Consider the following 21,085-nt stretch of genomic DNA (forward strand, 5'->3'; position numbering starts at 1 on the left):
GGCGGGGCCTCATGTCCAGCATCTGTTCTCCGGGCCGATGTCGCACACCGGGACGTTTCGCGCTACATTCGCGCCAGCGGCGACCGGCCGCCCGGGAACGCGCGCCATGGGCAACGCCTCCGCCGATTTCGAAACCATGGCGTTCGACGATTCCGAGGAATTGCTGGCCGACAAGCCGCGCAACGAGCGCTGGGAACTGATCGGCGGGCGTGTCGTCCGGATGATGGTGCGCGCCTGGTGGGAGCACGCGCAGATCGTTCAGAACGTCGCGCGCCATCTCGGCAATCGCTTCGAGGACGTGAATTCGCCCTGCCGGGTGTTTACGGAGACATTCCACCTCAAGAGTCGCCCCCTCGACGCGGCGATGCTGCCCGATGTCCTGGTCGCCTGTGGCGACCTCGAACCGGGGGCGACGTCATTTGACAATCCCACGGTGCTGTTCGAGGTGCTTTCCCCCGAAACGGAAGCTCGCGACCGCTTCGAAATATGGCGGATCTACCAGCAATTTCCTGCGCTCCGGCACTATGTTGTCGTCGCGCGGGACCGGCCCCATCTAGAAGTCTACGACCGGGTGGACGGTGTACGGTGTGTAGAACGGGTTTCGCGTCCTCGACGGACTGGACGCGGCTCTCGACCTTCCGGCGATCCGCGTGTCTCTCCCGCTTCACGCAATTTACCGGCGGGTCTTTTCCGGCTAACGTCCCGCGGCGCGCGAGGCGCCGCGGGGGCATCACATCAATCGGCTTCCGGCGCGATGGCCTCGAGGCCGCCGATGTGCTTCTGCGCGTAGAGCGGCAGGCCGATCTGCTTGATCAGTTCGAGCTGCGTCTCGAGGAAGTCGATATGGCCCTCCTCGTCGGCGGCCAGCGCTTCGAACAGGTTCTTCGACACGCGGTCGTTGATCGAGTCGCAGTACTGCGCGGCTTCGAGGTAGAGCGCGCGCGCCTCGGTCTCGGCGGCGAGATCGCACTCGATGATTTCCTGCACGTTCTGGCCGATCCGCAGCGGATCGAGTTCCTGCAGGTTCGGGAAGCCGTCGAGGAACAGAATGCGATCGACGAAGCGATCGGCGTGCTGCATCTCTTCGATGGATTCCTTGCGCCAGAACTTGGCGAGATCGATGTAACCCCAGTCATTGAGCATGCGGAAATGGAGCCAGTACTGGCTCACCGCCGTCAGTTCGCTGCGCAGTCCCCGATTGAGGTACTCGACGACCTTCGCATCACCCTTCATCCGCCCAATCTCCCTTGAGGCATTGCAGCCGGAAGGGAACGTGGCGTCCCGTATGGACGCTCAGGCGGCGATCCCCTCCTCCGCTGTTTGGACCTTGACCAAACTACAGCCCGTTGCGCAACCCGTGGAGCACGCATGGGTTGCCTCATCGAGGGCGGCCTGCAGCGCAGTCTGCATGATCGACCGGATGGTCCGGGCGCAACGTCCGCATTTCGGACTGCACCCAAGGCAGGCCTGAACCTGGGCCGGCGTACGCGGGCAATCGGGACCGCGATGGAGGCACGCACGCACGGCGTTGTCGGACAGGACGTTACAGGAGCAGACGATCATGCGGAATCGGAACTCGCGCTAGGCATCGTGCCGGTGGGGAAGATCCAGAGTCATGACCCCGTTCTTCGATGGAACGCTAGATTAGAACAATTGAAAACTGCAACATTTTCAATACCTTAGCGTGCTCCCGCCTTTCTGACAAGCGGCGGGCGAAACGTCAAGCGCACAATCGCATTGTGCGCGATGGAATTCTCCAAAGCCTCTCACCGGGCCAATTCGCGAAGCCCCAATCGAATCAGCGTCTTGGCTTCCGCCCCTTCGCCCGCACCAGCCAGCACGGCCGCGATGGCGGCGGAGGCTTGGACCGGGGCGTAGCCGAGATTGACCAGGGCCGAGACCGCGTCGGCAACGGGCTGCGGCGCGGAGCGATCCGCGACGGACCCGTTCAGGGCGATGACGGAGGGGTCGATGGGCGCATAGGCCGGGGCCTTGTCCTTGAGTTCGGCCACGAGGCGGGCAGCGAGGCGCGGGCCGACGCCGGGCGCGCGGGCGACGGCGGCCTTGTCCCCCATGGCGATGGCCGAGGCGAGGGCTTCGGGCTCCAGCACGGAGAGCAGACCGAGGGCGACCTTGGAGCCGACCCCCTGGACGGTCTGGAGCAGGCGGAACCACTCGCGCTCGGGATCGGAGCGGAATCCGTAGAGACGGATCATGTCCTCGCGGACATGGGTGTCGATGGCGAGCTGCGCCGGTTCGCCGACGGGCGGCAAGCGCTGCAGCGTCCGCGCCGAACAATGCACCACGTAGCCGACGCCCTGGACGTCGAGGATCACGAAATCCTCACCGTAGGAATCCACCACACCCTTCAGCTTGCCGATCATGCGAAGTCACTTATCAGAGGGGACGGAGCACCGTCCGGGGGATGGCCGGGCGGCCGGCAGAGGGGAACAGCATGAAGCGCGGATCCGTCGTCACAAAGTCTCGAACGAGCCCGCGCGTTGCCCTGCGCAGTACCATCGTTCTCGCCCTGATGCTGTCGGGGGCCGCCCGCGCCCAGGACGCGGCGCCGCCCGCCCCAACCACCGATCCGACGCAGGTCCGCTCCGGCGCCTACCGCCTCGATTCGGCCCACGGCAAGATCACGTGGTCGCTCAGCCATCTCGGCTTCTCGACCTATTACGGGGCGATCACCGACGTCTCCGCCGAGGCGACCCTCGACGCCAAGGCGCCGGGGTCGAGCCGCATCACCGTCACCATCGGCACGCCAAGCATCACCGGCCTCAACGACAAGCTCGACGCGCATCTGAAAAGCCCGGATTTCTTCGACACCCCCAAATTCCCCACGGCGACCTTCGTCAGCACGAGCGTGGAGCCGACGAGCCCCACGACGGCACGCGTCAACGGCACCCTCACCCTGAAGGGCGTCACCAAGCCGATCTCGTTCGATGCCACCTTCAACCAAGCTGGCCTGCACCCCGTCGACAAGCTCTACACCGTCGGCTTCGACGGCCGGGCAGTGATCAAACGCTCGGATTTCGGCATCACTGCCTATCTGCCGATGGTGGGCGACGAGGTGACCCTGCGCCTCGAAGGCGAGTTCAAGGCGGTGCCTTAAGTTCGGGTTCCAAGGACCAAGCCCTTCGCGGGTCCAGGCAAGTTGTCGGGCTCCGCCCGACACCCGCCGAAGGGATGATCCCTACGGGATCCCGGGCTTGAAGGCTCAGGCTTTCGCGAGGGCGGCGGCGATGCGGGCGGCAGCCAGGGCGCTCACGCCCGGCATCGGGGCGTGGCGGCGGGTGAGCGCCTGCGAGGCGCGGTGATTGGCGTGGGTGACCGCGATGGCGAGGGCGTCGGCGGCATCCGCCGTCTTGAACTCGGCCTTCGGCATCAGGAACTTCACCATCGCCTGAATCTGGACCTTGTCGGCGTGTCCGGCGCCGCAGACCGTCTTCTTCACGAGGTTCGCGGCGTATTCGGACACCGGCAGTCCAGCCAAGGCCGGCACCAGCAACGCGACGGCGCGGGCGTGCCCGAGCTTCAGCGTCGCCTGGGCATCCTTGTTGACGAAGGTCTCCTCCACGGCGACCTCATCGGGCGCAAAGCCCCGGACCACCCGGCTGATGCCCTCGTGCAACTCGCGCAGGCGCAACGCCAGGGGCAGGTCCCCGTCCGACGTCACCACCCCGCAATCGACATAGGCGAGCTTCGTCCCCGTGACGGTGACGACGCCCCAGCCGGTGCGGCGCAGTCCGGGATCGATGCCGAGGATGCGGACGGGTTCGGTCATGCACGGTGAAGCCCTGGGGCGCCCATCGCCCTCACGTCGAGCGTTAGGCACATACCGTGAACGAGGGGTTTCACGAAACCCCCTGCCGTGAACGAGAGGCTTCGCCAACCCCCGCCCCGCGAAACGCGAATGGCGCGGCCCCGTGAGGGACCGCGCCGCAGGAAGGCGTCAGGCGGGTTCGCTTCAGGCCGCAGCCGAGACACCGGCGGTGGTCGGCACCGACGCGATGGTCTTCAGGATCTGCGACGCGATCTGGTAGGGGTCCCCCTGGCTGTTGGGACGGCGGTCTTCCAGATAGCCCTTGTACTCGTTGTTGACGAAGCTGTGCGGCACGCGGATCGAGGCGCCGCGATCGGCCACGCCGTAACTGAACTGGTCGATGGCCGCGGTCTCGTGCTTGCCCGTCAGACGCATGTGGTTGTCGGGGCCGTAGACGGCGATGTGATCGTCGAGATTCTCCTTGAAGGCGGCCATCAGCGCCTCGAAGTAGGCCTTGCCGCCCACCGTGCGCAGGTGCTCCGTGGAGAAGTTGGCGTGCATGCCGGAGCCGTTCCAGTCGGTCGCGCCGAGCGGCTTGCAATGGTACTCGACGTCGATCTCGTACTGCTCGCACAGGCGCTGGAGGAGATAGCGGGCGACCCACATCTCGTCGGCGGCCTTCTTGGAGCCCTTGCCGAAGATCTGGAACTCCCACTGGCCCTTGGCCACCTCGGCGTTGATGCCCTCGTGGTTGATGCCGGCGTCGAGGCAAAGGTCGAGGTGCTCCTCGACGATCTTGCGGGCGATGGGGCCGACATTGCTGTAGCCGACGCCGCAATAATACGGACCCTGCGGCGCGGGATAGCCGGTGGCGGGGAAGCCAAGCGGACGACCGTCCTTGTAGAAGAAGTATTCCTGCTCGAAACCGAACCAGGCGCCGTCGTCATCCAGGATGGTGGCGCGCTTGTTCGAGGGGTGCGGGGTGACGCCATCGGGCATCATCACTTCGCACATGACCAGGACGCCGTTCTTACGGGTCGAATCGGGGAAGTGGCGCACGGGCTTGAGCATGCAGTCGGACGAGCCACCCTCGGCCTGCAGGGTCGAGCTGCCGTCGAAGCCCCACATGGGGAGCTGCTCGAGGGTCGGGAAGCTGTCGAACTCTTTGATCTGCGTCTTGCCGCGCAGGTTGGGAACGGGCGTGTAGCCGTCCAACCAGATATACTCGAGTTTGTACTTCGTCATCGTGAAGTCTCGCTTTCGTTCGAGAGACGGACCGGCGGCAAGCACGGACCTTCGGCGCCTCAGGGAACTACCGCCTCCCGTTAGGCATTTCCTGTGCCAACTTCGCTTCTCACCCCGACACGCCGCCGTCACCCGTCCTACCTCCGCTTCTGCGGGATTTGCTCCGATCCGGGCAAGTTCGCCGCCACGGTCGCCCACGAAGCGGGCATAATGCCTATTTTATGATCAATAAGCCCGAATGCTGCGATCATAAGCAGAATTTAACGGTCAAACCCATAGTCTCATTGAGGCGAAATCAGGATACGCGGCCCTGGGATCTTGGATCACGGACTATCGCCCGCCAAATTTGCAATCATCGCCCTGCGCATATTTCCGGCAAATGGCGGTTTTATTCGCATTCCCACGCGCAATGCCGGCGGGGATGGCCTATGTTGCGTTCCGTATCCATGAGGGATCACCGGCCCCGCCACGCAAGGAGTCCGAGTTCGATGACACCGTCCGCCACCCGCGAAACCGCCAAGATCTATGCCTTTCCCACCGGGGGTCGTCTCGGTCTGGACCGTCGCGAAGCCGGTCGCCCGGTCGTGGACGCGAAAGCGGCACCGGCCGGTCCGGTGGTTCCCGCCCTGTGCGGCTATCACGAAGCCGCCCTCATGGACGCTGATCGCTCGCGCAAATCCTGACGGGCCGGTCAGAGCCCGAAGATCGACCAGCCAAGCCGCTTGGTGAGGGTTTCGAGGGCGATGCGGCCGAGATGGGAATTGCCCGAGGCATCGAGGCCGGGCGACCAGACGGCGATGGAGGCACGCCCCGGCGCCACCGCCAGGATGCCGCCGCCGACGCCGCTCTTGCCCGGCAGGCCGACGCGGTAGGCGAATTCGCCGGAGCCGTCGTAGTGACCGCAGGTGAGCATCACGGCGTTGATGCGCCGGGCCCGCTCGGCCGAGACCACGGAATACCCCGTCGATGGGCTTCGTCCCGAATGCGCGAGGAAGCGTCCCGCCATGGCCAGTTGCCGGCAGGTCATCGCGATGGCGCAGTGGTGGAAGTAGACGCCGAGGGTGAAATCCACCGGATTGTCGATGACGCCGTAGGACTTCATGTAATTGGCGAGGGCCATGTTGCGGAACCCCGTGCGGAGTTCGGACGCCGCCACCGCCTCGTCGATGGTGATGCTCGGGTCCTCGGCGACGAACTGCATGAAACGCAGGATTTCGCCCAGGGCCTCGCGTGGCTGATGCCCCGACAGGATCACGTCGGTCACCGCAATGGCGCCGGCATTGATGAAGGGATTGCGCGGAATGCCGCGCTCGCGCTCCAACTGGACGATGGAGTTGAACGGGCTGCCCGAGGGCTCGCGCCCGACCCGGCGCCACAGGCGGTCGCCGACCATGCCGAGGGCGAGGGTGAGGGTGAACACCTTCGAGATGCTTTGGATCGAGAACGCCACGTCGGCGTCGCCCCCGGCCGCCACCGTGCCGTCGGCGTCGATGACTACAAGGCCGAAGGCACCGGCATCGACCCGAGCGAGTTCCGGGATGTAGGTCGCGACCTCGCCCCGGTCGGGCCGCGCCCGCATCTCCTCGGCGATCTCCCGCACCACGGTTTGCAGGTCGGGGGTTGGGCTATACGGCACGGGCGGTCTCACGCGGTCTGACGGGCGGCCATCCCCGACGCAACGAAGCTGCCAAGCTTTCTCGACGCGAACTCCGCCGAACCGTCAACCGGCCAGCTTCTCCATCAGGGCATCCGAGAGGGTGAAGTTCACGAAGACGTTCTGCACGTCGTCCTGATCTTCGATCACCTCGACGAGGCGCATGAGCTTCTCGCCGGTCTCGTCGTCGACCTCGATGGTGTTCTGTGCCTTCCAGATCAGGGCCGTGCGGCGGGGTTCGCCGAACCGCGCCTCGAGGGCTTTCGACACCTCGCCGTAGGCCTCCTGGGCGCAGGTGACCTCGTGGCCATCGGCGTCCGAGCGGACGTCGTCGGCGCCGGCCTCGATGGCGGCCTCCAGCATGGTGTCGGCATCCGCCACGTGGGCGTCGAACGCAACCACGCCGACATGGTCGAACATGAACGAGACGGCACCGGTCTCGGCGAGACTGCCGCCGGACTTGGTGAAGGCCGAGCGCACGTCGGAGGCGGTGCGGTTGCGGTTGTCCGTCTGCGCCTCGACGATGAGGGCGGCGCCGCCGGGGCCGTAGCCCTCGTAGCGGATCTCGTCGTAATTCTCCGAATCCGCGCTCTGGGCCTTCTTGATGGCGCGCTCGATGTTGTCCTTGGGCACGTTCTCGGCCCGAGCCGCGATGATGGCGGCCCGCAGGCGGGCGTTCATGGCCGGATCGGGCAGGCCGAGCTTGGCCGCGACGGTGATTTCGCGGGCGAGCTTGCCGAAGATCTTCGAGCGGACCGCATCGACGCGGCCCTTGCGGTGCATGATGTTCTTGAACTGGGAATGGCCGGCCATGGCGTGACGGACTCTTCGATAAGGGGCGGCGCCGGAGGAGAGCGTCCTCGACGGCGCGGGAACACGGTAAGGGGCGGCGTTTATAGGCCGGGGCGGTGCGACGTGGCAACGCGGGCGCCCGCCGGACGTTGACGGCAATGGAGACTCCGATCCGCTCGCGATCCCCCACCCCGAGGCCCGCGACGCCGCCCGATCCCACCCGCCCGGCGGCGGGCCGGGGACGGCTCGGCCTCGCGGCGATCCTCGGCCTCATCGCCGGCGCCGTCCTGTTCCCTACTCCGGCCCGGGGACGAACGGGGGAGCAAGCGGATGCGACCCCCGTCGGCGGGCGACACCGAACCCGGCCGGAACCTTAGACTTACGCCGGCCGCACCCCGCGCAAATCGGCCGCGCGGTGGGGCCGCTCTCCGGAAGAGCGCGACGCCGGCGACGAGGCGGATGCGCGTTCGGGCCGTCGCGTGGCGGTCATTGCCGCCTCAAAGCCACACCGAGCCCCCCACGGACGACGACCGCACGGTCAAGGCGTTGCATAAGCGCGCCATAAACAGCATCACGCGATCCAGATTTCCGGGCCGTTCGGATCGCCATCCCGCCGATGGGGCGAACCGAAGAGTCGGCCGTTCGACGCCGCCCGAAATCGCTCAGCACAAGAGAAAACCCTATTATGAAGACGCGCGCAGCGGTGGCGTGGGAGGCGAAGAAGCCCCTCACCATCGAGACGATCGATATCGAAGGTCCCAAGGCCGGCGAAGTTCTCGTCGAACTCATGGCCACCGGCATCTGCCACACGGATGCCTACACCCTGTCGGGCCTCGATTCCGAGGGCAAGTTCCCGGCGATCCTCGGCCACGAGGGCGCGGGCATCGTCCGCGAGGTCGGCGCCGGGGTCACCGATCTGAAGCCCGGCGATCACGTCATCCCGCTCTACACCCCGGAATGCCGCGGCTGTAAGTCCTGCCTGTCGCAGCGCACCAACCTCTGCACCGCGATCCGCGCGACGCAGGGCCAGGGCGTGATGCCGGACGGCACCTCACGGTTCTCGTGCGTGTCCACGGGCGGAAGCCCGGGCGGCGCGAACACCGTGTTCCACTACATGGGCTGCTCGACCTTCTCGAACTTCACCGTCCTGCCCGCCATCGCCCTGGCCAAGATTCGCGAAGACGCGCCGTTCGACAAGGTCTGCTACATCGGCTGCGGCGTCACCACCGGCATCGGCGCGGTGCTCTACACCGCGAAGGTCTGGCCCGGCGCCAACGTCGTGGTGTTCGGCCTGGGCGGCATCGGCCTCAACGTGCTCCAGGCCGCCCGGATGGTGGGGGCCGACAAGATCATCGGCGTCGACATCAACCCGGACAAGCAGGAGATGGCCCGCAAATTCGGGATGACTCACTTCATCAACCCGAAGGAAGTCGGCAACGACCACGTCGTGGCGGCGATCCTCGACGCCACCGGCGGCGGCGCGGATTTCTCGTTCGACTGCACCGGCAACGTCAACGTCATGCGTCAGGCCCTCGAGTGCTGCCACCGGGGCTGGGGCGAGTCCATCGTCATCGGCGTCGCCGAGGCCGGCAAGGAGATCTCGACCCGTCCGTTCCAGCTCGTCACCGGCCGCGTCTGGAAGGGCTCGGCCTTCGGCGGCGCCCGCGGCCGGACGGATGTGCCGAAGATCGTCGACTGGTACATGGAGGGCAAGATCAACATCGACGATCTGATCACACACACCATGCCGCTGGAGCAGATCAACCACGGCTTCGACCTCATGCACGAGGGCAAGTCGATCCGGTCGGTGGTGGTTTACTGAGCCGACTTCCAACGCTGTGTTCTCGACGGCGTCGGTAAGCATTCCCCTCTCCCCGCACGCGGGGAGAGGATCGCGGGCACCACATCGTGTCTGCGGCGAGCGAGGGGCGAAGCCGGAGCAACGCTGAGGGAGCGCCGCCGGACGCGGCGCCTTCCAAATTCCCCCCTCACCTTCGGCTGCCGCCTCGGCGCCCTTTCCGACAAGGGGGAGACACGTCCCCCGCCGGGATTTCAGCAACGACGATTACCTCGGCCCCATCAGGAGAGCATCATGGAAACCATCTCGAAGGCCCGCGCCCATGGCGGCACGCAGGGCGTCTACAAGCACGATGCCCAGACCACGGGTTGCCCCATGACCTTCGCGGTGTTCGTGCCGCCCCAGGCCGAGCACGGCCCGGTGCCGGTGCTGTGGTATCTGTCGGGCCTCACCTGCACCCATGCCAACGTCATGGACAAGGGCGAGTACCGCAAGGCCGCCGCCGAGCACGGCGTGATCGTCGTCGCCCCGGACACCAGCCCGCGCGGCCCCGGCATCCCCGACGAGGAAGGCAACTGGCAGTTCGGCTCCGGCGCCGGCTTCTACGTGGACGCGACGCAGGCGCCCTACGCCACGAACTACCGGATGTGGAGCTACGTCACCGAGGAGCTGCCCGCCCTCATCGCCAAAGAATTTCCCGCCGATATGAGCCGGCAGGGCATCTTCGGCCATTCCATGGGCGGCCATGGGGCGCTGACCATCGCGCTGACTTATCCCGACCGCTTCAAGTCCTGCTCGGCCTTCGCCCCCATCGCCCAGCCGTCCACGGCCGGATGGTCGAAGCCGGCCCTGGAGAAGTATCTCGGCACCGATCCGGCCGCCTGGCGCGCCCACGACGCAACCCTGCTCATCGCCGACGGTCGTCGCTTCTCCGAGTTCCTCGTCGATCAGGGCACCGCCGACAGCTTCCTCCAGGACGGTCTGCGCCCCTGGCTGCTGGAAGAGGCCTGCAAGGCCGCCGGCATCCCCCTGACCCTCAACATGCGCGAGGGCTACGATCACTCCTACTTCTTCATCTCCACCTTCATGGACAGCCATATCGCCTGGGCGGCCGCCCGCCTGAAGTGAGCAGCCCCGGATTCCGGCGGACGAGTCCCGCCGGGGTCGCTTCGCCCGACGACGGAGCATGATACAATCGGTCGTCGCCCGCCCATGGGCGGCGGTCCGGGAGGTCAGGGATGAAGGTCGTCGCGGATTTGTGCATCGTCCCCATGGGCGTCGGCCCCTCGGTCTCGCCCTATGTCCGGGCGATCAAGGCGATCATCGACGCCAGCCCCCTCCAGGCCGAAATGCACGCCAACGGCACGAACATCGAGGGAGAACTGAGCGAGATCTGCGCCCTCGCCGAACGCTGCGAGGCGCGTCTCGCCGAACTCGGCGTCGAGCGGGTGTTCTTCACCATGACGTTCTCGTCCCGCCGCGACAAGGCGCAGACCATGGCCGACAAGCTGGCGGCGGTTTCCTGAACCCCGCCCCCGGACGCCCGGCCGACCTTTCGCCCGGCCCAAGGGACACGCGAGCCGCGTCTTTTCCCGAAAGCCGGAAACCACGGTCGGGGCGATGCTTTATATGAAGCGCCTCGGTCGCGAAGGCGGGGGTCGCATCCGGCGCGGAGCGCCGGTCGCCAAGGAGACGGCATGAGCTTGTTCCAGGATCTCGTCGGTCGTTTCACCCGGGGCGTCGGCGCCTATGTCGGCGACCGGCTTCTCATGGAAGCGGCGGTGTCGGCCGCCGCCAACGTCATCCTGGCCGATAGCGAGATCGACGAGGAAGAGGTCGAGACGGCGCTGGCCGGCATGCGGGCCAACCCGATTCTCGAAAAGGGTTACGACACCCTCAAGCTCGAGGCCGAGTTGTTCGAGGGGCTGGATCGGGCGCGGACGCGGGCCGGAAGGGCCGAGAACCTGCGCCATGTCGCGGCCCTCGCCGGGCGCGAGGCGGTGCAGCGCGAGGCCGTGTTTCTCATCGCCGCCGATGTCGCCGATCAGGCCGGGATCAGCGCCGTCGAACATGCCGCCCTCGCCGAGATCGCCACCGCCCTCGGCGTCGACAAGGACCGCCTCCTGAGCGGCGCCATCCAAACTGAATAATGAATAACTCAGCGCGTTTCACCGTATGGCCCAGTCTTGGCATGATCTGGAACCGTCACCCGTCCGGGCGCAGCCTTCAAATGCCCTGCCCCGGCAGTCCGGGCGCAGGTGATATGTGCAGCGCAACATAGGGAAAACGCACCGCAGCAGCCGACGCGACACTCTTGCGAAGTTGAAAGCCGACCTCTACCCTGTCTCTAGTCAACAAGACTTCCACGACACCGAAATCGGCAGGATAAATCCTGCCGACGGATATCGAAAGTGGGGGACGCGGGAGGGAGCGGGCGATGAAGAAAAATAAGGTCATCTCGGCGGAAGAGGCCATCGCCCTCATCCGGCAAAACGACGTGGTGACCACCACGGGCTTCGTTCAGAGCTGCATTCCGGAGGCGCTGCACGCCGCCCTGGAAAAGCGTTTCGTCGAGACCGGCGCCCCCCGCGACCTCACCCTGATCATGACCGCCGGGGCCGGCGACAGCAAAGGCCTCGGCACAGGGCGCCTGCACCACGAGGGCCTGCTGAAGCGGGTCATCGCGGCCAATTTCGGCCGCATGCCGAAGGTCGCGAAGGCCGCCCAGGAGAACAAGATCACCGGCTACAACCTGCCCCAGGGCGTGATCTCGCAACTCTACCGCGCCTGCGCCGCCGGCCAGCCCGGCCTGTTCTCCAAGGTCGGTCTCCACACCTACGTCGATCCGCGCCACGGCGGCGGTCGCGTCAACAGCGTGACCCAGGACGAGATCGTCAAGGTGGTGGACGTCGATGGCGAGGAATGGCTGTTCTACACCGCCACGAAGATCGACGTCGCCTTCATCCGCGGCACCTCGGCCGATCCGTCGGGGAACATCTCCTTCGAGAAGGAGGCCCTGACCCTCGATTGCCTCGCCCAGGCCATGGCGGCGCGCAACAACGGCGGCATCGTCATCGCCCAGGTCGAGCGCATCGTCGATGACGGCTTCCTGCTGCCGAAGGACGTGCGGGTGCCCGGCATCCTCGTCGATTGCGTGGTGCTGGCCGAACCCGAGATGCACCGCATGAACTACGGCGTGCAGCACGATGCGGCCCTCGCCGGCCAGATCCGCGTGCCCGTCGCCGGCATGAAGAAGATGGCGCTGGATGCCCGCAAGATCATCGCCCGGCGGGCGGCCTTCGAGCTTCCGCCCAACGGCGTGGTCAACCTCGGCGTCGGCGCCCCCGAGGGCATCTCGGCGGTGGCCAACGAGGAGAAGGTGACCCCCTACATCACCCTCACCACGGAGGCCGGGGCCGTGGGCGGCGTGCTCGCCTCCGGATCGAGCTTCGGCGCGGCCACCAACGCCGACTGCATCATCGACCAGAACCAGATGTTCGATTTCTACGACGGCGGCGGCCTCGACATGACCTGCCTCGGCCTCGCCGAGTGCGACCAATACGGCAACGTCAACACCAGCATGTTCGGCGGCCGCCTCAACGGCTGCGGCGGCTTCATCAACATCTCGCAGAACGCCCGCTGCGTGGTGTTCGCCGGCACCTTCACGGTGGGCGGCCTCGAGACGGTGATCGAGGACGGCAAGCTGCGCATCGTCACCGAGGGCCGCTCGCAGAAATTCCTGCCGCAGGTCGAGCAGATCACATTCAGCGGCTCCTACGCGCAGATGCGCTCGCAGCCGGTGATCTACGTCACCGAACGCTGCGTCTTCCAGCTCACGGACGAGGGTCTGGAGCTCATTGAGGTGGCGCCGGGCATCGACATCGAGCGGGACATCCTGCCCCATATGGGCTTCCGGCCGATCATCCGGCAGCCGGCGCTCATGGATGCCCGCCTGTTCCGCGACGAGCCGATGGAGCTCCTCGCCGACCTCCTGAACCTCAACCTGTCGGAGCGCGTCAGCTACGATTCCGAGCGCAACATCCTGTTCGTCAACCTCGAGGGCTGGCACGCCCGCGTGAAGAGCGACATCGACGACCTGCGCAAGGTGCTGGTCGGAGCCTGCAAGAAGGCCGGCCAGCGGGTCAATTGCGTGGTCAACCACGACGGGTTCCGGATCAACGAGAACCTGTACGACGACTACGCGAGCATGATCCAGTATCTCGCGGCAAACTACTACGCGACGACGACCCGTTACGCGACGAGCGCCTTCCTGCGCCTCAAGATGGAAGAAGCCCTGAACCGTCGCGGCCTCGCGCCCCACGTGTTCGAGCGCAAGGAGGATGCCCACGCCTTCGTGGACGGGCTCGACAAGAAAATCCGCCGCGCCTCCACGGCCATCGCGTCGGCGGCCTAGGCAAGACAGGCCCCTGCCCTTTCGTGGGCAGGTCCCCCCTTTCAGGGGAGAGCGTTCATGGCTCGGGCGGGAGGGGGCGACCTTTCCCGCCCGAGCCATTTGTGGGATTTCGTTCCGGGTCGTTCCGCCCCCGCCCCGGGGCTTGAGGCGACGCGCCCCCTCCGAACCGAAACGCCAGGCCAATGATCGTCCGTTCGCGTCCGGGTCTGCTCACGATCCTGTTCACCCTGCGCGGCTCGATCCTGCCGCAGGTGGCGCCGAAGGTGTTGGCGATCACGGCCATCGCCGTCGCCGTCGTGGCCGCCGAGAGCCGCTGGCCGGAAGCCTTTCCCATCACGGCCGGCGTCGGGCCGTTCACCCTCATCGGCCTCGCCCTGTCGATCTTCCTCAGCTTCCGCAACAGCGCCTGCTACGACCGGTGGTGGGAGGCGCGTCGGGCCTGGGGCACCCTCATCGGCGAGACGCGGGGGATCGCCCGGCTGTTGTCGGCCCTGCTGCCGGAGCCCGAGCATGCCGACCTGCGCCGCCGCGTGCTGCGCCGGATCTCGGGCTTCGCCCATGCCCTCCATGCGCAGATGCGGGGTGGACACGAAGCCGATGCCGCCCGCCCCTGGCTCTCGCCGGACGAAGCGGAGAGTGTCGCCCGGGGAGCCAATGCGGCCGATGCCGTGCTCGGGCGCCTCACCGCCGATCTCGGCGACGCCTACAGGGCGGGCGCGCTCACGGACGTGCTGTTCGGGGTGCTGGAACACCGCATTGCCGCCCTGTCCCAGGCCCAGATCGTCTGCGAGCGCATCCTCACCACGCCGCTGCCCTTCGCCTACACCCTGCTGCTGTACAGGACAGCCTGGATCTATTGCCTGTTGCTGCCCTTCGGGCTCGCCGCCTCCCTCGGCTGGGCGACGCCGCTGGCCGTGGCCCTCGTCGCCTATACGTTCTTCGGCCTCGACGCCCTCGGTGACGAACTCGAGGAGCCATTCGGCACCGACCCGAACGACCTTCCCCTCGACGCCCTCCTCCACACCCTCGACGGGATCGTCCTCGATGCCCTGGGCGAGCCGAGGCCCCCGTCCCTCAAGCCGAACCGCTATCTGCTGACGTGAACCCGGCGGGTCCGAGGTCGCACGCGCGTCCTTGGAGCGCCGAGGCGGCGCCCTACCTTGACGCCCATGACCGAGATTCCAGACGACAACCTCGACCATTATGCCCTGGGCTTCCACGCCCCCCGGAAGGGCTTACGCCGCCAGGACTGTCCCTACGCCGAGGGGACGGAGCCGCATACCCGGTGGATCGCCGGATACGACGCGGCGATGGAGGAGAGCCAAGGCGACGAACACACCTGAGGGCGTCGGCGCCGGGTCGGCCCCATCGCTTCGTCCGTCCCGATGCGGGATCCGGATGCCGGAACGCCGCATCTCACAGACGCGTTACCACGGACCGGCGGACAGCCGAACGCCCAGGGAGATGCATCATGAAGGCCCTCGCGCTCATCGTCACCGCCACGTTGGTCCTCGGCGCGGCGGCTCAGGCCGCGGAAGGCGGCTCGGGAACCACGAACAACACGGGCGCCAACGATGCCGGTTCAGGCGCGACGCCCGGCGCCGCCGGCCGGGGCACCGGCGCTCCGACGTGCTGAGGTCTTCTCTCCCCGACCCCGCCTTTCCCAGTACAACCCTCGGCCTTGACCAGTCGAGACAGACCGGATCGCCAGCATGTTCGCTTCCCCGGAACGCCCGTGGGTCTTTCCATTCCGCGCCGCGCTGACGACCGTCATCGTCGCGTTGCCGGCCATCGTGTCCATGGGCCTAGCGATGCCGGCGCAGGCGCAGAGTCCCTCCAAGGACTTCCTGTTTCAGGAGCAGCGGTTCAGCCGGGCCTGCCGTCCGCCCCTGAAATACGCCGCCGGGGCGTGCGTGCGCCGCTGTCCCGCAGGCTATGAGGATATGGGCCGAACCTGTCGCCTGAGGACGAACCGAGGCGGCCGCTGACCGACGCCCGGGCGTCGTGGCGAAACCCAGGCGCGCGAATTCATCGGCTCTGAGGCAGGATGCTTCGATCGGTCTGCGCCGCGATCGCGGGAACGCCCGGCCGAGGCGCTGTCCCGATGCGGATCGCCCACGGCGCGCCGTTCGGGTAAAGCTCACCCATCCGCCGCGGCGACGCCATGGTGGGCCAGCCTTTCAGCATCGTCCCGCTCGACGGGTCGCCGCGCCCCCCCGGTCTTTCCTTGAACGATCTCTCTCCATCGCCGGGTCGCGTCACGGACGCCGCCACTCTGCTCCCTCCGGCCCCCAGGGCGGCCCGCTGGATTCCCCACGCGATCCTCGTGGCGGGATTGCTCGCGACGGGCGTGAGCACCGCCCTGATCCGGCGGGCGGCGGACTTGCGCGACAGCCTCAACTTCCAGCACGCCACCGAGATCGAGCTGCGCACGGTCGAGGACCAGTTCCGCACCTACACCGCCCTGCTGCGCGGCGGCGCAGGATTGTTCGCCGCCAGCGGCGACCGGGTTACCCTGGCCGAGTTCCGGGCCTACGTGCAACGGATCGAGTTCCAACCCCTCTATCCCGGCGTGCTCGGGATCGGCTTCACGCCGACCCTCCCGGCGTCCGAGCGCGAGCGGTTCGCCGCGCAGGCCGAAGCCTTGGGCGTCGCCGGATTCCGCGTGCGCCCGGCCTCCGACAATCCCCTGATCAGCCCAGTCCTGTTCGCCGAGCCGCCGAACCCGCGCAACCTCGCGGCCATCGGCTACGATGTGATGTCCGATCCGGTCCGCCGCGACATGGTCGAGCGTGCCCGCGACACCGGCCTGCCGGCCGTCTCGGCCCGCATCGAGCTCGTGCAGGAAATCGACGCGAACAAGCAGGCCGGCTTCCTCGTCGCCATGCCGGTCTATGCCGGCGGGACCGTGCCGGCCGATCTCGCGGTGCGGCGGCAACGGTTCCTCGGCTTCGTCTTCGGTGCGTTTCGCGCCAACGACCTGTTCAACAGCATCGTGGCGGCCCGGGCGGAGGAGGACGCCGCCTTCGCCATCTACGATGGACGCCCGAGCGAAGCGACGCTGCTGCACCGCTCCGCGCGCACCGCGAATGCGCCGGCCGGCCGCCTCAGCCGTGAGGCGGGCCTGGACATCGGTGGCCGGACCTGGACCGTGGTGTTCGAGCAACGGGTCTCCCCGCAACGGGCGTCGGCGCTCTCGGAGATCGGGCTCGTCTGCGGCGGCGGGCTCCTCGCCACCGCTTTGCTCGGCGTCGCCGCGTTCCGCCAGCGTCGGACGCAGGACGAGATCCGCCGGCTCAACATGTCACTGGAAGTCCGGGTCGAGGAACGGACGCGCGACCTGCGGGACGCGGCCGAGCGCCTGCGCCAAGCCGGCGACGAACGCGCCCGCATGGAAGAGGCCCTGCGCCAGTCCCAGAAGATGGAAGCGGTGGGCCAACTCACCGGTGGGCTGGCGCACGACTTCAACAATCTGCTGGCGGGCATCTCGGGCTCCCTGGAACTCATCGAGACCCGCCTCGGCCAGGGCCGGTCCAAGGATGTCGGTAAGTACATCGCCGCCGCCCAGGGCGCCGCGCAGCGGGCCGCGGCGCTGACCCACCGCCTTCTGGCGTTCTCGCGCCGCCAGACCCTGGCGCCCAAGGCCACCGACGCGAACAACCTCGTGGACGGCATGCTCGACCTCATCCAGCGCACCGTCGGCCCGGCCATCGACGTGCGACACCGGGGAGCGGACGATCTCTGGCCCGCTTTGGTCGACCCGTCGCAGCTCGAGAACGCACTCCTCAACCTCTGCATCAACGCGCGCGACGCCATGCCGAACGGGGGCCGGATCACCATCGAGACCGCCAATCGCCGGATCGACCGCGCGCAGGGGGAGATGCAGGATCTGCCCGAGGGGCAATACCTCTCGCTGAGCGTGTCCGACACCGGCACCGGCATGTCGCCGGAGGTCGTCGCCCGCGCGTTCGACCCGTTCTTCACCACCAAACCCATGGGTGAGGGAACGGGGCTAGGCCTGTCCATGGTCTACGGCTTCGCCAAGCAGTCGGGCGGGCAGGTGCGGATCGTTTCCGAGGTCGGTCAGGGCACGACGGTCTGCCTCTCCCTGCCACGGCATCACGGGGTGGCGGACGCGAACCACGCGCCCGAGCGGCACCCGATGGCCCAGGCCGTGGCCGGCGAGACCGTTCTGATCGTGGATGACGAGCCGACCGTGCGCATGTTGGTGACCGATGTCCTGAGCGATCTCGGCTACACCGCCGTCGAGGCTGCGGACGGGGCCGGCGGATTGCGGGTGCTGCAATCGGATGCGCGCATCGACCTGCTGGTGACGGATGTCGGCCTGCCCGGCGGCATGAATGGACGGCAGATGGCGGATGCCGCCCGGGTCGGCCGGCCGAATCTGAAAATCCTGTTCATCACCGGTTTCGCGGAGACCGCCCTGCTCGGCGACGGCCAGCTCGCCCCCGGCATGGCCGTGCTGACCAAGCCGTTCGCCGTCGACGTCCTGGCGGCCCGCATCCGCGAGATGATCACAGCCTGACGTCGATCATCATACGGGGTGTGATGGTGATGTGCGTGGTCTCGGCGCCGAGCTGCACCGAAAGGGTACGGCCTACCGCGAGTGGCTGAACGTCAGCGGGAATGCGCTGCTTGAACTGCGGGAGAGAAGAACCTGACCGCTTCATCGGACGGGGAAGCCTGAGGAGCATGTGGCACGCCGTTGTGGCACGGTCTGCCTGTCGCAACTACCTCATCCGGCTTAAGTTTCTGAGGCGTAGACGCTTCTCAGAACATTGGTGCCCAGGAAAGATGTAAAATATCCGAGTAAATTCAATGCATCTAAGCAAAGGTGCGGGATGAAACCGACCTTTGACCGATAAGGTTTATTTCCCCGAGCGCCCGCACCATCCAAAGCGGTTTTGCCCCCGCCCTCCCCTCTCCTTAGCGGGAACGGGCGTGACGATCCCCTGGTGACGATTCGTTTGCGGTTTTCCCCGGTTCGCACAAGGGATTGAATTCCTGATTGACCGCGGAACTCGAACCGTATGTTCCTTCTTTGTTCTCAGGAGGAGCCCACCCATGACCGCTGCCCAGATCGCCGAAATGGCATCGATGAGCCAAGCCGAGATGATCGCATTGGCTTACGAGGAAGCGGCCGGTGGCGATGCCGGTCGTGCCCTGCGGGATGCCATCGACGATCTCCTCGTGCTCGAGGAAAAGTTTGCGGAGGCCGAGCGCCTCGTTTCATACGGCTTCGTCCGTGGCGACCTCGCGAGCGAGCGGCGTTGAAGTGGAACGCCTCTGCGACGTTCGGGCAGCGCAACTCGTCATCACCTGCGGCCCCTGCGACCGCCGGGGCGTCTATGGTCTTGAGGGCTTGCGGCGGCGATTCGGCAACCATGCCTCGGTGCTGGACGTCTACCTGCAGCTCCCCCAAACCTGCCGCTATCAGCGCGAGGTCGGAAGCCGACAGCCCAACGTGTACGGTGTGGGCTGCCGAGCCAAGCTCGATACCACGGGCACGTCGGCGAGGAACGGGCTGCCTTCGAGGACGTGAGCGGATGTGTAACCTCTACAGCCTCGTGACTCCCCAGGCCGAGATCCGAACCGTCTTCGACGTCTCGGCCGATCACACCGGCAACCTGCCGGCGATGCCGGGCATCTTTCCGGATCAGCGCGCCCCCATCGTGCGTGTGGGTGAGGACGGCGCACGGGTGATGGAGATGTTCCGCTGGGGTATTCCCGGTCCGAAGCAGTTCGGTGAGCATCCCGTCACGAACGTGCGCAACGTGAAGAGCCCGCACTGGCGGCCGTGGCTCAAGCCCGAGTTCCGCTGCCTCGTGCCGGTGTCGTCCTTCAGCGAGTACGCCGACACCAAGCCGAAGAAGACCCCGACGTGGTTCGCTCTCGACGAGGAGCGCCCCCTATTCGCCTTCGCGGGCATCTGGCGCCCCTGGACCGGCGTGCGTGGCACCAAGGCCGAGAACCCCGACCGCGTCGAGGAAGAGCATCGCTTGTTCGCGTTCCTCACGTGCGAGGCGAACGGTGTGGTCGGACCGATTCACCCAAAGGCCATGCCGGTGCTGCTGACGACGCCCGAGGAATGGAGCACGTGGCTCGCGGTGCCGACGGAGATCGCCCTGGAGCTGCAGCGCCCGTTGCCGGATGCCATGATGCGGATCGTGGCGCAGGGAGCTCGGAGAGACCCGGCGGCCTGATGCGGTGAGCCCTCTGCTTTTCTTCGAAAAGCCCCCGAGGGTGCGTGGGTTGGATTGAAAAGCAGCGGGGATACCAAACGGAGCCCGCCCAGCGCCTACCCCTCGCCAACCGTGACCGCCGCATCGATCTCATCGACCTTGCCCGCCAAGCCCGGCACCTCGTTCAATTGACGAAGGCTGGTGAAGCGTCCGCGTTCCTCGCGGTAGCGCACGATCTCGAAGCCATGGCCCTTCAGGGCGGGAACTTGATCGAGTTCGTCAGCGGTGGCGGCGTTGAGGTCGATCATTGAATATTCCTACGGGGTGGTGCCGGAGGAGACGACAATTGGCGGCCATCGGTTCCGCCGATCATGATCACGTTCGATCCTCAGCCCGTCTGGCCTGACGCTTCCGGACTGCCACACCTCGAAGCTCAACGGGTGATCCGAACGTGAAACGGCAGGGCGAAGGCCCTGCCGCTCTGGTGTGATGGCTCCCGGACACCGAGAGGTGAGCCCGGCCTATCGAGCCAAAACCTCAGCGACGACGCGCCGGGGCGCAGGTGCCCCAGGGGTCAGGGAAGGCGTCGTCGTCAGTTCGGAAGCAGGACGCACGGCAGCCGTGACGCGGGCTTGATCGCGGTACAGCGTCGGCGTGACGTTAATGCGCTCGTCGGCTGCCGCAGCGCCGGTGAGGATGATGGACGCCAGGGTAGCGAGAGCGAAGGTACGGACGGTCATCGGGTTGTTTCCTATCGTGATCCGGGGCCAGTCCCCGTTTCATGAGAGGAATATGCTTCGCACCGCACCATCACTCAAACAGATTAGATTGATAGTCGATATCGATTCAGTCAATGGAGCGGCTAGAGATAGAATGGAGCCCGCACGCTCCGAATTGCATGAATGAGACGGAGGCTTTTGCCTCGCTGGCGGATCCGGCCAAAGGGTGTGAGATTGACGTCACATCCCGCTGGCCCCGTGATCAGATCGGGCGGTGGGGTCGTTAGATTTCGGTCGTCAGACTTACGCCGTTGAGAGGTCGGCCCACGGGCGCCGTGCCGATCTGGCTGGTCGGGCGATGATGGGTGACGTCGACATCGCCGTGGAGCGCCTGCTGCTGGAGAAGATAGCCGAGGTTCGGCGGCAGCTAATGAAGGCGATGGAGGCTTAGAACGAAAAAGCCTCGCATGGCTCTGGCCGGCGGGGCTTTG

The 21,085-nt window shown here is 66.7% G+C and carries 24 protein-coding genes; 15 read left to right on the top strand and 9 right to left on the bottom strand.

Going from position 1 to position 21,085, the window contains the following annotated elements:
• Positions 1-106: 106 nt before the first annotated feature.
• Positions 107-790, top strand: coding sequence for a Uma2 family endonuclease (locus BM249_RS02935; protein WP_244528554.1), 684 nt, complete (start codon positions 107-109; stop codon positions 788-790).
• Here BM249_RS02935 and bfr read toward each other — a convergent pair.
• From bfr to ruvA, 3 genes are all read right to left on the bottom strand, one after another.
• Entirely contained in the window at positions 736-1,233 is a 498-nt protein-coding gene (gene bfr / locus BM249_RS02940) for a bacterioferritin (protein WP_091968761.1), read from the bottom strand. The two genes, BM249_RS02935 and bfr, sit on opposite strands and share 55 nt — an antisense overlap.
• Before the next feature lie 60 nt (positions 1,234-1,293).
• On the bottom strand, positions 1,294-1,563 hold the full coding sequence (locus tag BM249_RS02945; protein WP_091968763.1) for a (2Fe-2S)-binding protein: 270 nt from the start codon (positions 1,561-1,563) through the stop codon (positions 1,294-1,296).
• A gap of 203 nt (positions 1,564-1,766) precedes the next feature.
• A complete protein-coding gene (gene ruvA, locus BM249_RS02950) occupies positions 1,767-2,384 on the bottom strand; it encodes a Holliday junction branch migration protein RuvA (RefSeq protein WP_091968765.1) in 618 nt (205 codons plus the stop codon).
• 149 nt (positions 2,385-2,533) lie between these two features.
• Between ruvA and BM249_RS02955 the strand changes: the two genes are divergently transcribed.
• Positions 2,534-3,118 carry a YceI family protein gene (locus tag BM249_RS02955; protein WP_244528561.1) on the top strand — a complete coding sequence of 195 codons (585 nt, stop codon included), beginning with the start codon at positions 2,534-2,536 and terminating at the stop codon, positions 3,116-3,118.
• Positions 3,119-3,223: 105 nt separating this feature from the next.
• On the opposite strand, the gene ruvC is transcribed toward BM249_RS02955, so the two are convergent.
• Positions 3,224-3,790, bottom strand: a complete 567-nt coding sequence (gene ruvC, locus BM249_RS02960; RefSeq protein WP_091968769.1) for a crossover junction endodeoxyribonuclease RuvC — start codon at positions 3,788-3,790, stop codon at positions 3,224-3,226.
• Between the two features lie 183 nt (positions 3,791-3,973).
• Positions 3,974-5,014, bottom strand: a complete 1,041-nt coding sequence (locus tag BM249_RS02965; RefSeq protein ID WP_091968771.1) for a glutamine synthetase beta-grasp domain-containing protein — start codon at positions 5,012-5,014, stop codon at positions 3,974-3,976.
• A 488-nt stretch (positions 5,015-5,502) separates the two neighbouring features.
• Here BM249_RS02965 and BM249_RS02970 point away from each other — a divergent pair, with 488 nt between their 5' ends.
• Positions 5,503-5,697 carry a DUF2735 domain-containing protein gene (locus BM249_RS02970; protein WP_091968773.1) on the top strand — a complete coding sequence of 65 codons (195 nt, stop codon included), beginning with the start codon at positions 5,503-5,505 and terminating at the stop codon, positions 5,695-5,697.
• Positions 5,698-5,705: 8 nt separating this feature from the next.
• On the opposite strand, the gene BM249_RS02975 is transcribed toward BM249_RS02970, so the two are convergent.
• Positions 5,706-6,650, bottom strand: a complete 945-nt coding sequence (locus tag BM249_RS02975; RefSeq protein WP_280142641.1) for a glutaminase — start codon at positions 6,648-6,650, stop codon at positions 5,706-5,708.
• A gap of 84 nt (positions 6,651-6,734) precedes the next feature.
• Positions 6,735-7,481: a YebC/PmpR family DNA-binding transcriptional regulator gene (locus BM249_RS02980; RefSeq protein ID WP_091968777.1), complete on the bottom strand. Its 747-nt coding sequence runs from the start codon at positions 7,479-7,481 to the stop codon at positions 6,735-6,737.
• 664 nt (positions 7,482-8,145) lie between these two features.
• On the opposite strand from BM249_RS02980, the gene BM249_RS02985 reads away from it, so the two are divergent.
• From BM249_RS02985 to BM249_RS03045, 12 genes are all read left to right on the top strand, one after another.
• Positions 8,146-9,282 carry an S-(hydroxymethyl)glutathione dehydrogenase/class III alcohol dehydrogenase gene (locus BM249_RS02985; RefSeq protein WP_091968779.1) on the top strand — a complete coding sequence of 379 codons (1,137 nt, stop codon included), beginning with the start codon at positions 8,146-8,148 and terminating at the stop codon, positions 9,280-9,282.
• Positions 9,283-9,552: 270 nt separating this feature from the next.
• Positions 9,553-10,386 (top strand): S-formylglutathione hydrolase, encoded by an 834-nt coding sequence (gene fghA, locus BM249_RS02990; protein WP_091968781.1) that lies wholly within the window; start codon positions 9,553-9,555, stop codon positions 10,384-10,386.
• Between the two features lie 110 nt (positions 10,387-10,496).
• A complete protein-coding gene (locus BM249_RS02995) occupies positions 10,497-10,784 on the top strand; it encodes an MTH1187 family thiamine-binding protein (RefSeq protein WP_091968783.1) in 288 nt (95 codons plus the stop codon).
• 171 nt (positions 10,785-10,955) lie between these two features.
• Positions 10,956-11,408: a tellurite resistance TerB family protein gene (locus BM249_RS03000; RefSeq protein WP_091968784.1), complete on the top strand. Its 453-nt coding sequence runs from the start codon at positions 10,956-10,958 to the stop codon at positions 11,406-11,408.
• Between the two features lie 287 nt (positions 11,409-11,695).
• Complete coding sequence (locus BM249_RS03005; RefSeq protein ID WP_091968785.1) at positions 11,696-13,672, top strand: acyl CoA:acetate/3-ketoacid CoA transferase; 1,977 nt, start codon at positions 11,696-11,698, stop codon at positions 13,670-13,672.
• 182 nt (positions 13,673-13,854) lie between these two features.
• Entirely contained in the window at positions 13,855-14,775 is a 921-nt protein-coding gene (locus BM249_RS03010; protein WP_091968786.1) for a bestrophin family protein, read from the top strand.
• Positions 14,776-14,841: 66 nt separating this feature from the next.
• Positions 14,842-15,015 carry a ribosome modulation factor gene (locus tag BM249_RS03015; protein WP_091968787.1) on the top strand — a complete coding sequence of 58 codons (174 nt, stop codon included), beginning with the start codon at positions 14,842-14,844 and terminating at the stop codon, positions 15,013-15,015.
• A gap of 128 nt (positions 15,016-15,143) precedes the next feature.
• Complete coding sequence (locus BM249_RS21540; protein WP_177232300.1) at positions 15,144-15,308, top strand: hypothetical protein; 165 nt, start codon at positions 15,144-15,146, stop codon at positions 15,306-15,308.
• Positions 15,309-15,384: 76 nt separating this feature from the next.
• On the top strand, positions 15,385-15,660 hold the full coding sequence (locus BM249_RS03020; RefSeq protein WP_425284780.1) for a hypothetical protein: 276 nt from the start codon (positions 15,385-15,387) through the stop codon (positions 15,658-15,660).
• A gap of 239 nt (positions 15,661-15,899) precedes the next feature.
• Positions 15,900-18,218, top strand: a complete 2,319-nt coding sequence (locus BM249_RS03025) for a CHASE domain-containing protein (RefSeq protein ID WP_425284781.1) — start codon at positions 15,900-15,902, stop codon at positions 18,216-18,218.
• 539 nt (positions 18,219-18,757) lie between these two features.
• Positions 18,758-18,967, top strand: coding sequence for a hypothetical protein (locus BM249_RS03035; protein ID WP_091968790.1), 210 nt, complete (start codon positions 18,758-18,760; stop codon positions 18,965-18,967).
• A gap of 272 nt (positions 18,968-19,239) precedes the next feature.
• Positions 19,240-19,896 carry an SOS response-associated peptidase gene (locus BM249_RS03045; RefSeq protein ID WP_091968792.1) on the top strand — a complete coding sequence of 219 codons (657 nt, stop codon included), beginning with the start codon at positions 19,240-19,242 and terminating at the stop codon, positions 19,894-19,896.
• A 95-nt stretch (positions 19,897-19,991) separates the two neighbouring features.
• On the opposite strand, the gene BM249_RS03050 is transcribed toward BM249_RS03045, so the two are convergent.
• Both BM249_RS03050 and BM249_RS03055 read right to left on the bottom strand, forming a co-directional pair.
• Positions 19,992-20,183 (bottom strand): helix-hairpin-helix domain-containing protein, encoded by a 192-nt coding sequence (locus BM249_RS03050; RefSeq protein ID WP_091968794.1) that lies wholly within the window; start codon positions 20,181-20,183, stop codon positions 19,992-19,994.
• Between the two features lie 213 nt (positions 20,184-20,396).
• Positions 20,397-20,615 carry a hypothetical protein gene (locus BM249_RS03055; RefSeq protein WP_091968796.1) on the bottom strand — a complete coding sequence of 73 codons (219 nt, stop codon included), beginning with the start codon at positions 20,613-20,615 and terminating at the stop codon, positions 20,397-20,399.
• Between the last annotated feature and the right edge of the window lie 470 nt (positions 20,616-21,085).

Origin of the sequence: Methylobacterium gossipiicola, from assembly GCF_900113485.1 — a bacterium.
Taxonomy (GTDB): Bacteria; Pseudomonadota; Alphaproteobacteria; order Rhizobiales; family Beijerinckiaceae; genus Methylobacterium; species Methylobacterium gossipiicola.

Coding starts and splice junctions, on each gene's coding strand:
- BM249_RS02935 (WP_244528554.1), top strand. CDS start 107: ATGGGCAACGCCTCCGCCGATTTCGAAACCATGGCGTTCGACGATTCC.
- bfr (WP_091968761.1), bottom strand. CDS start 1,233: ATGAAGGGTGATGCGAAGGTCGTCGAGTACCTCAATCGGGGACTGCGC.
- BM249_RS02945 (WP_091968763.1), bottom strand. CDS start 1,563: ATGATCGTCTGCTCCTGTAACGTCCTGTCCGACAACGCCGTGCGTGCG.
- ruvA (WP_091968765.1), bottom strand. CDS start 2,384: ATGATCGGCAAGCTGAAGGGTGTGGTGGATTCCTACGGTGAGGATTTC.
- BM249_RS02955 (WP_244528561.1), top strand. CDS start 2,534: ATGCTGTCGGGGGCCGCCCGCGCCCAGGACGCGGCGCCGCCCGCCCCA.
- ruvC (WP_091968769.1), bottom strand. CDS start 3,790: ATGACCGAACCCGTCCGCATCCTCGGCATCGATCCCGGACTGCGCCGC.
- BM249_RS02965 (WP_091968771.1), bottom strand. CDS start 5,014: ATGACGAAGTACAAACTCGAGTATATCTGGTTGGACGGCTACACGCCC.
- BM249_RS02970 (WP_091968773.1), top strand. CDS start 5,503: ATGACACCGTCCGCCACCCGCGAAACCGCCAAGATCTATGCCTTTCCC.
- BM249_RS02980 (WP_091968777.1), bottom strand. CDS start 7,481: ATGGCCGGCCATTCCCAGTTCAAGAACATCATGCACCGCAAGGGCCGC.
- BM249_RS02985 (WP_091968779.1), top strand. CDS start 8,146: ATGAAGACGCGCGCAGCGGTGGCGTGGGAGGCGAAGAAGCCCCTCACC.
- fghA (WP_091968781.1), top strand. CDS start 9,553: ATGGAAACCATCTCGAAGGCCCGCGCCCATGGCGGCACGCAGGGCGTC.
- BM249_RS02995 (WP_091968783.1), top strand. CDS start 10,497: ATGAAGGTCGTCGCGGATTTGTGCATCGTCCCCATGGGCGTCGGCCCC.
- BM249_RS03000 (WP_091968784.1), top strand. CDS start 10,956: ATGAGCTTGTTCCAGGATCTCGTCGGTCGTTTCACCCGGGGCGTCGGC.
- BM249_RS03005 (WP_091968785.1), top strand. CDS start 11,696: ATGAAGAAAAATAAGGTCATCTCGGCGGAAGAGGCCATCGCCCTCATC.
- BM249_RS03010 (WP_091968786.1), top strand. CDS start 13,855: ATGATCGTCCGTTCGCGTCCGGGTCTGCTCACGATCCTGTTCACCCTG.
- BM249_RS03015 (WP_091968787.1), top strand. CDS start 14,842: ATGACCGAGATTCCAGACGACAACCTCGACCATTATGCCCTGGGCTTC.
- BM249_RS21540 (WP_177232300.1), top strand. CDS start 15,144: ATGAAGGCCCTCGCGCTCATCGTCACCGCCACGTTGGTCCTCGGCGCG.
- BM249_RS03020 (WP_425284780.1), top strand. CDS start 15,385: ATGTTCGCTTCCCCGGAACGCCCGTGGGTCTTTCCATTCCGCGCCGCG.
- BM249_RS03035 (WP_091968790.1), top strand. CDS start 18,758: ATGACCGCTGCCCAGATCGCCGAAATGGCATCGATGAGCCAAGCCGAG.
- BM249_RS03045 (WP_091968792.1), top strand. CDS start 19,240: ATGTGTAACCTCTACAGCCTCGTGACTCCCCAGGCCGAGATCCGAACC.
- BM249_RS03050 (WP_091968794.1), bottom strand. CDS start 20,183: ATGATCGACCTCAACGCCGCCACCGCTGACGAACTCGATCAAGTTCCC.
- BM249_RS03055 (WP_091968796.1), bottom strand. CDS start 20,615: ATGACCGTCCGTACCTTCGCTCTCGCTACCCTGGCGTCCATCATCCTC.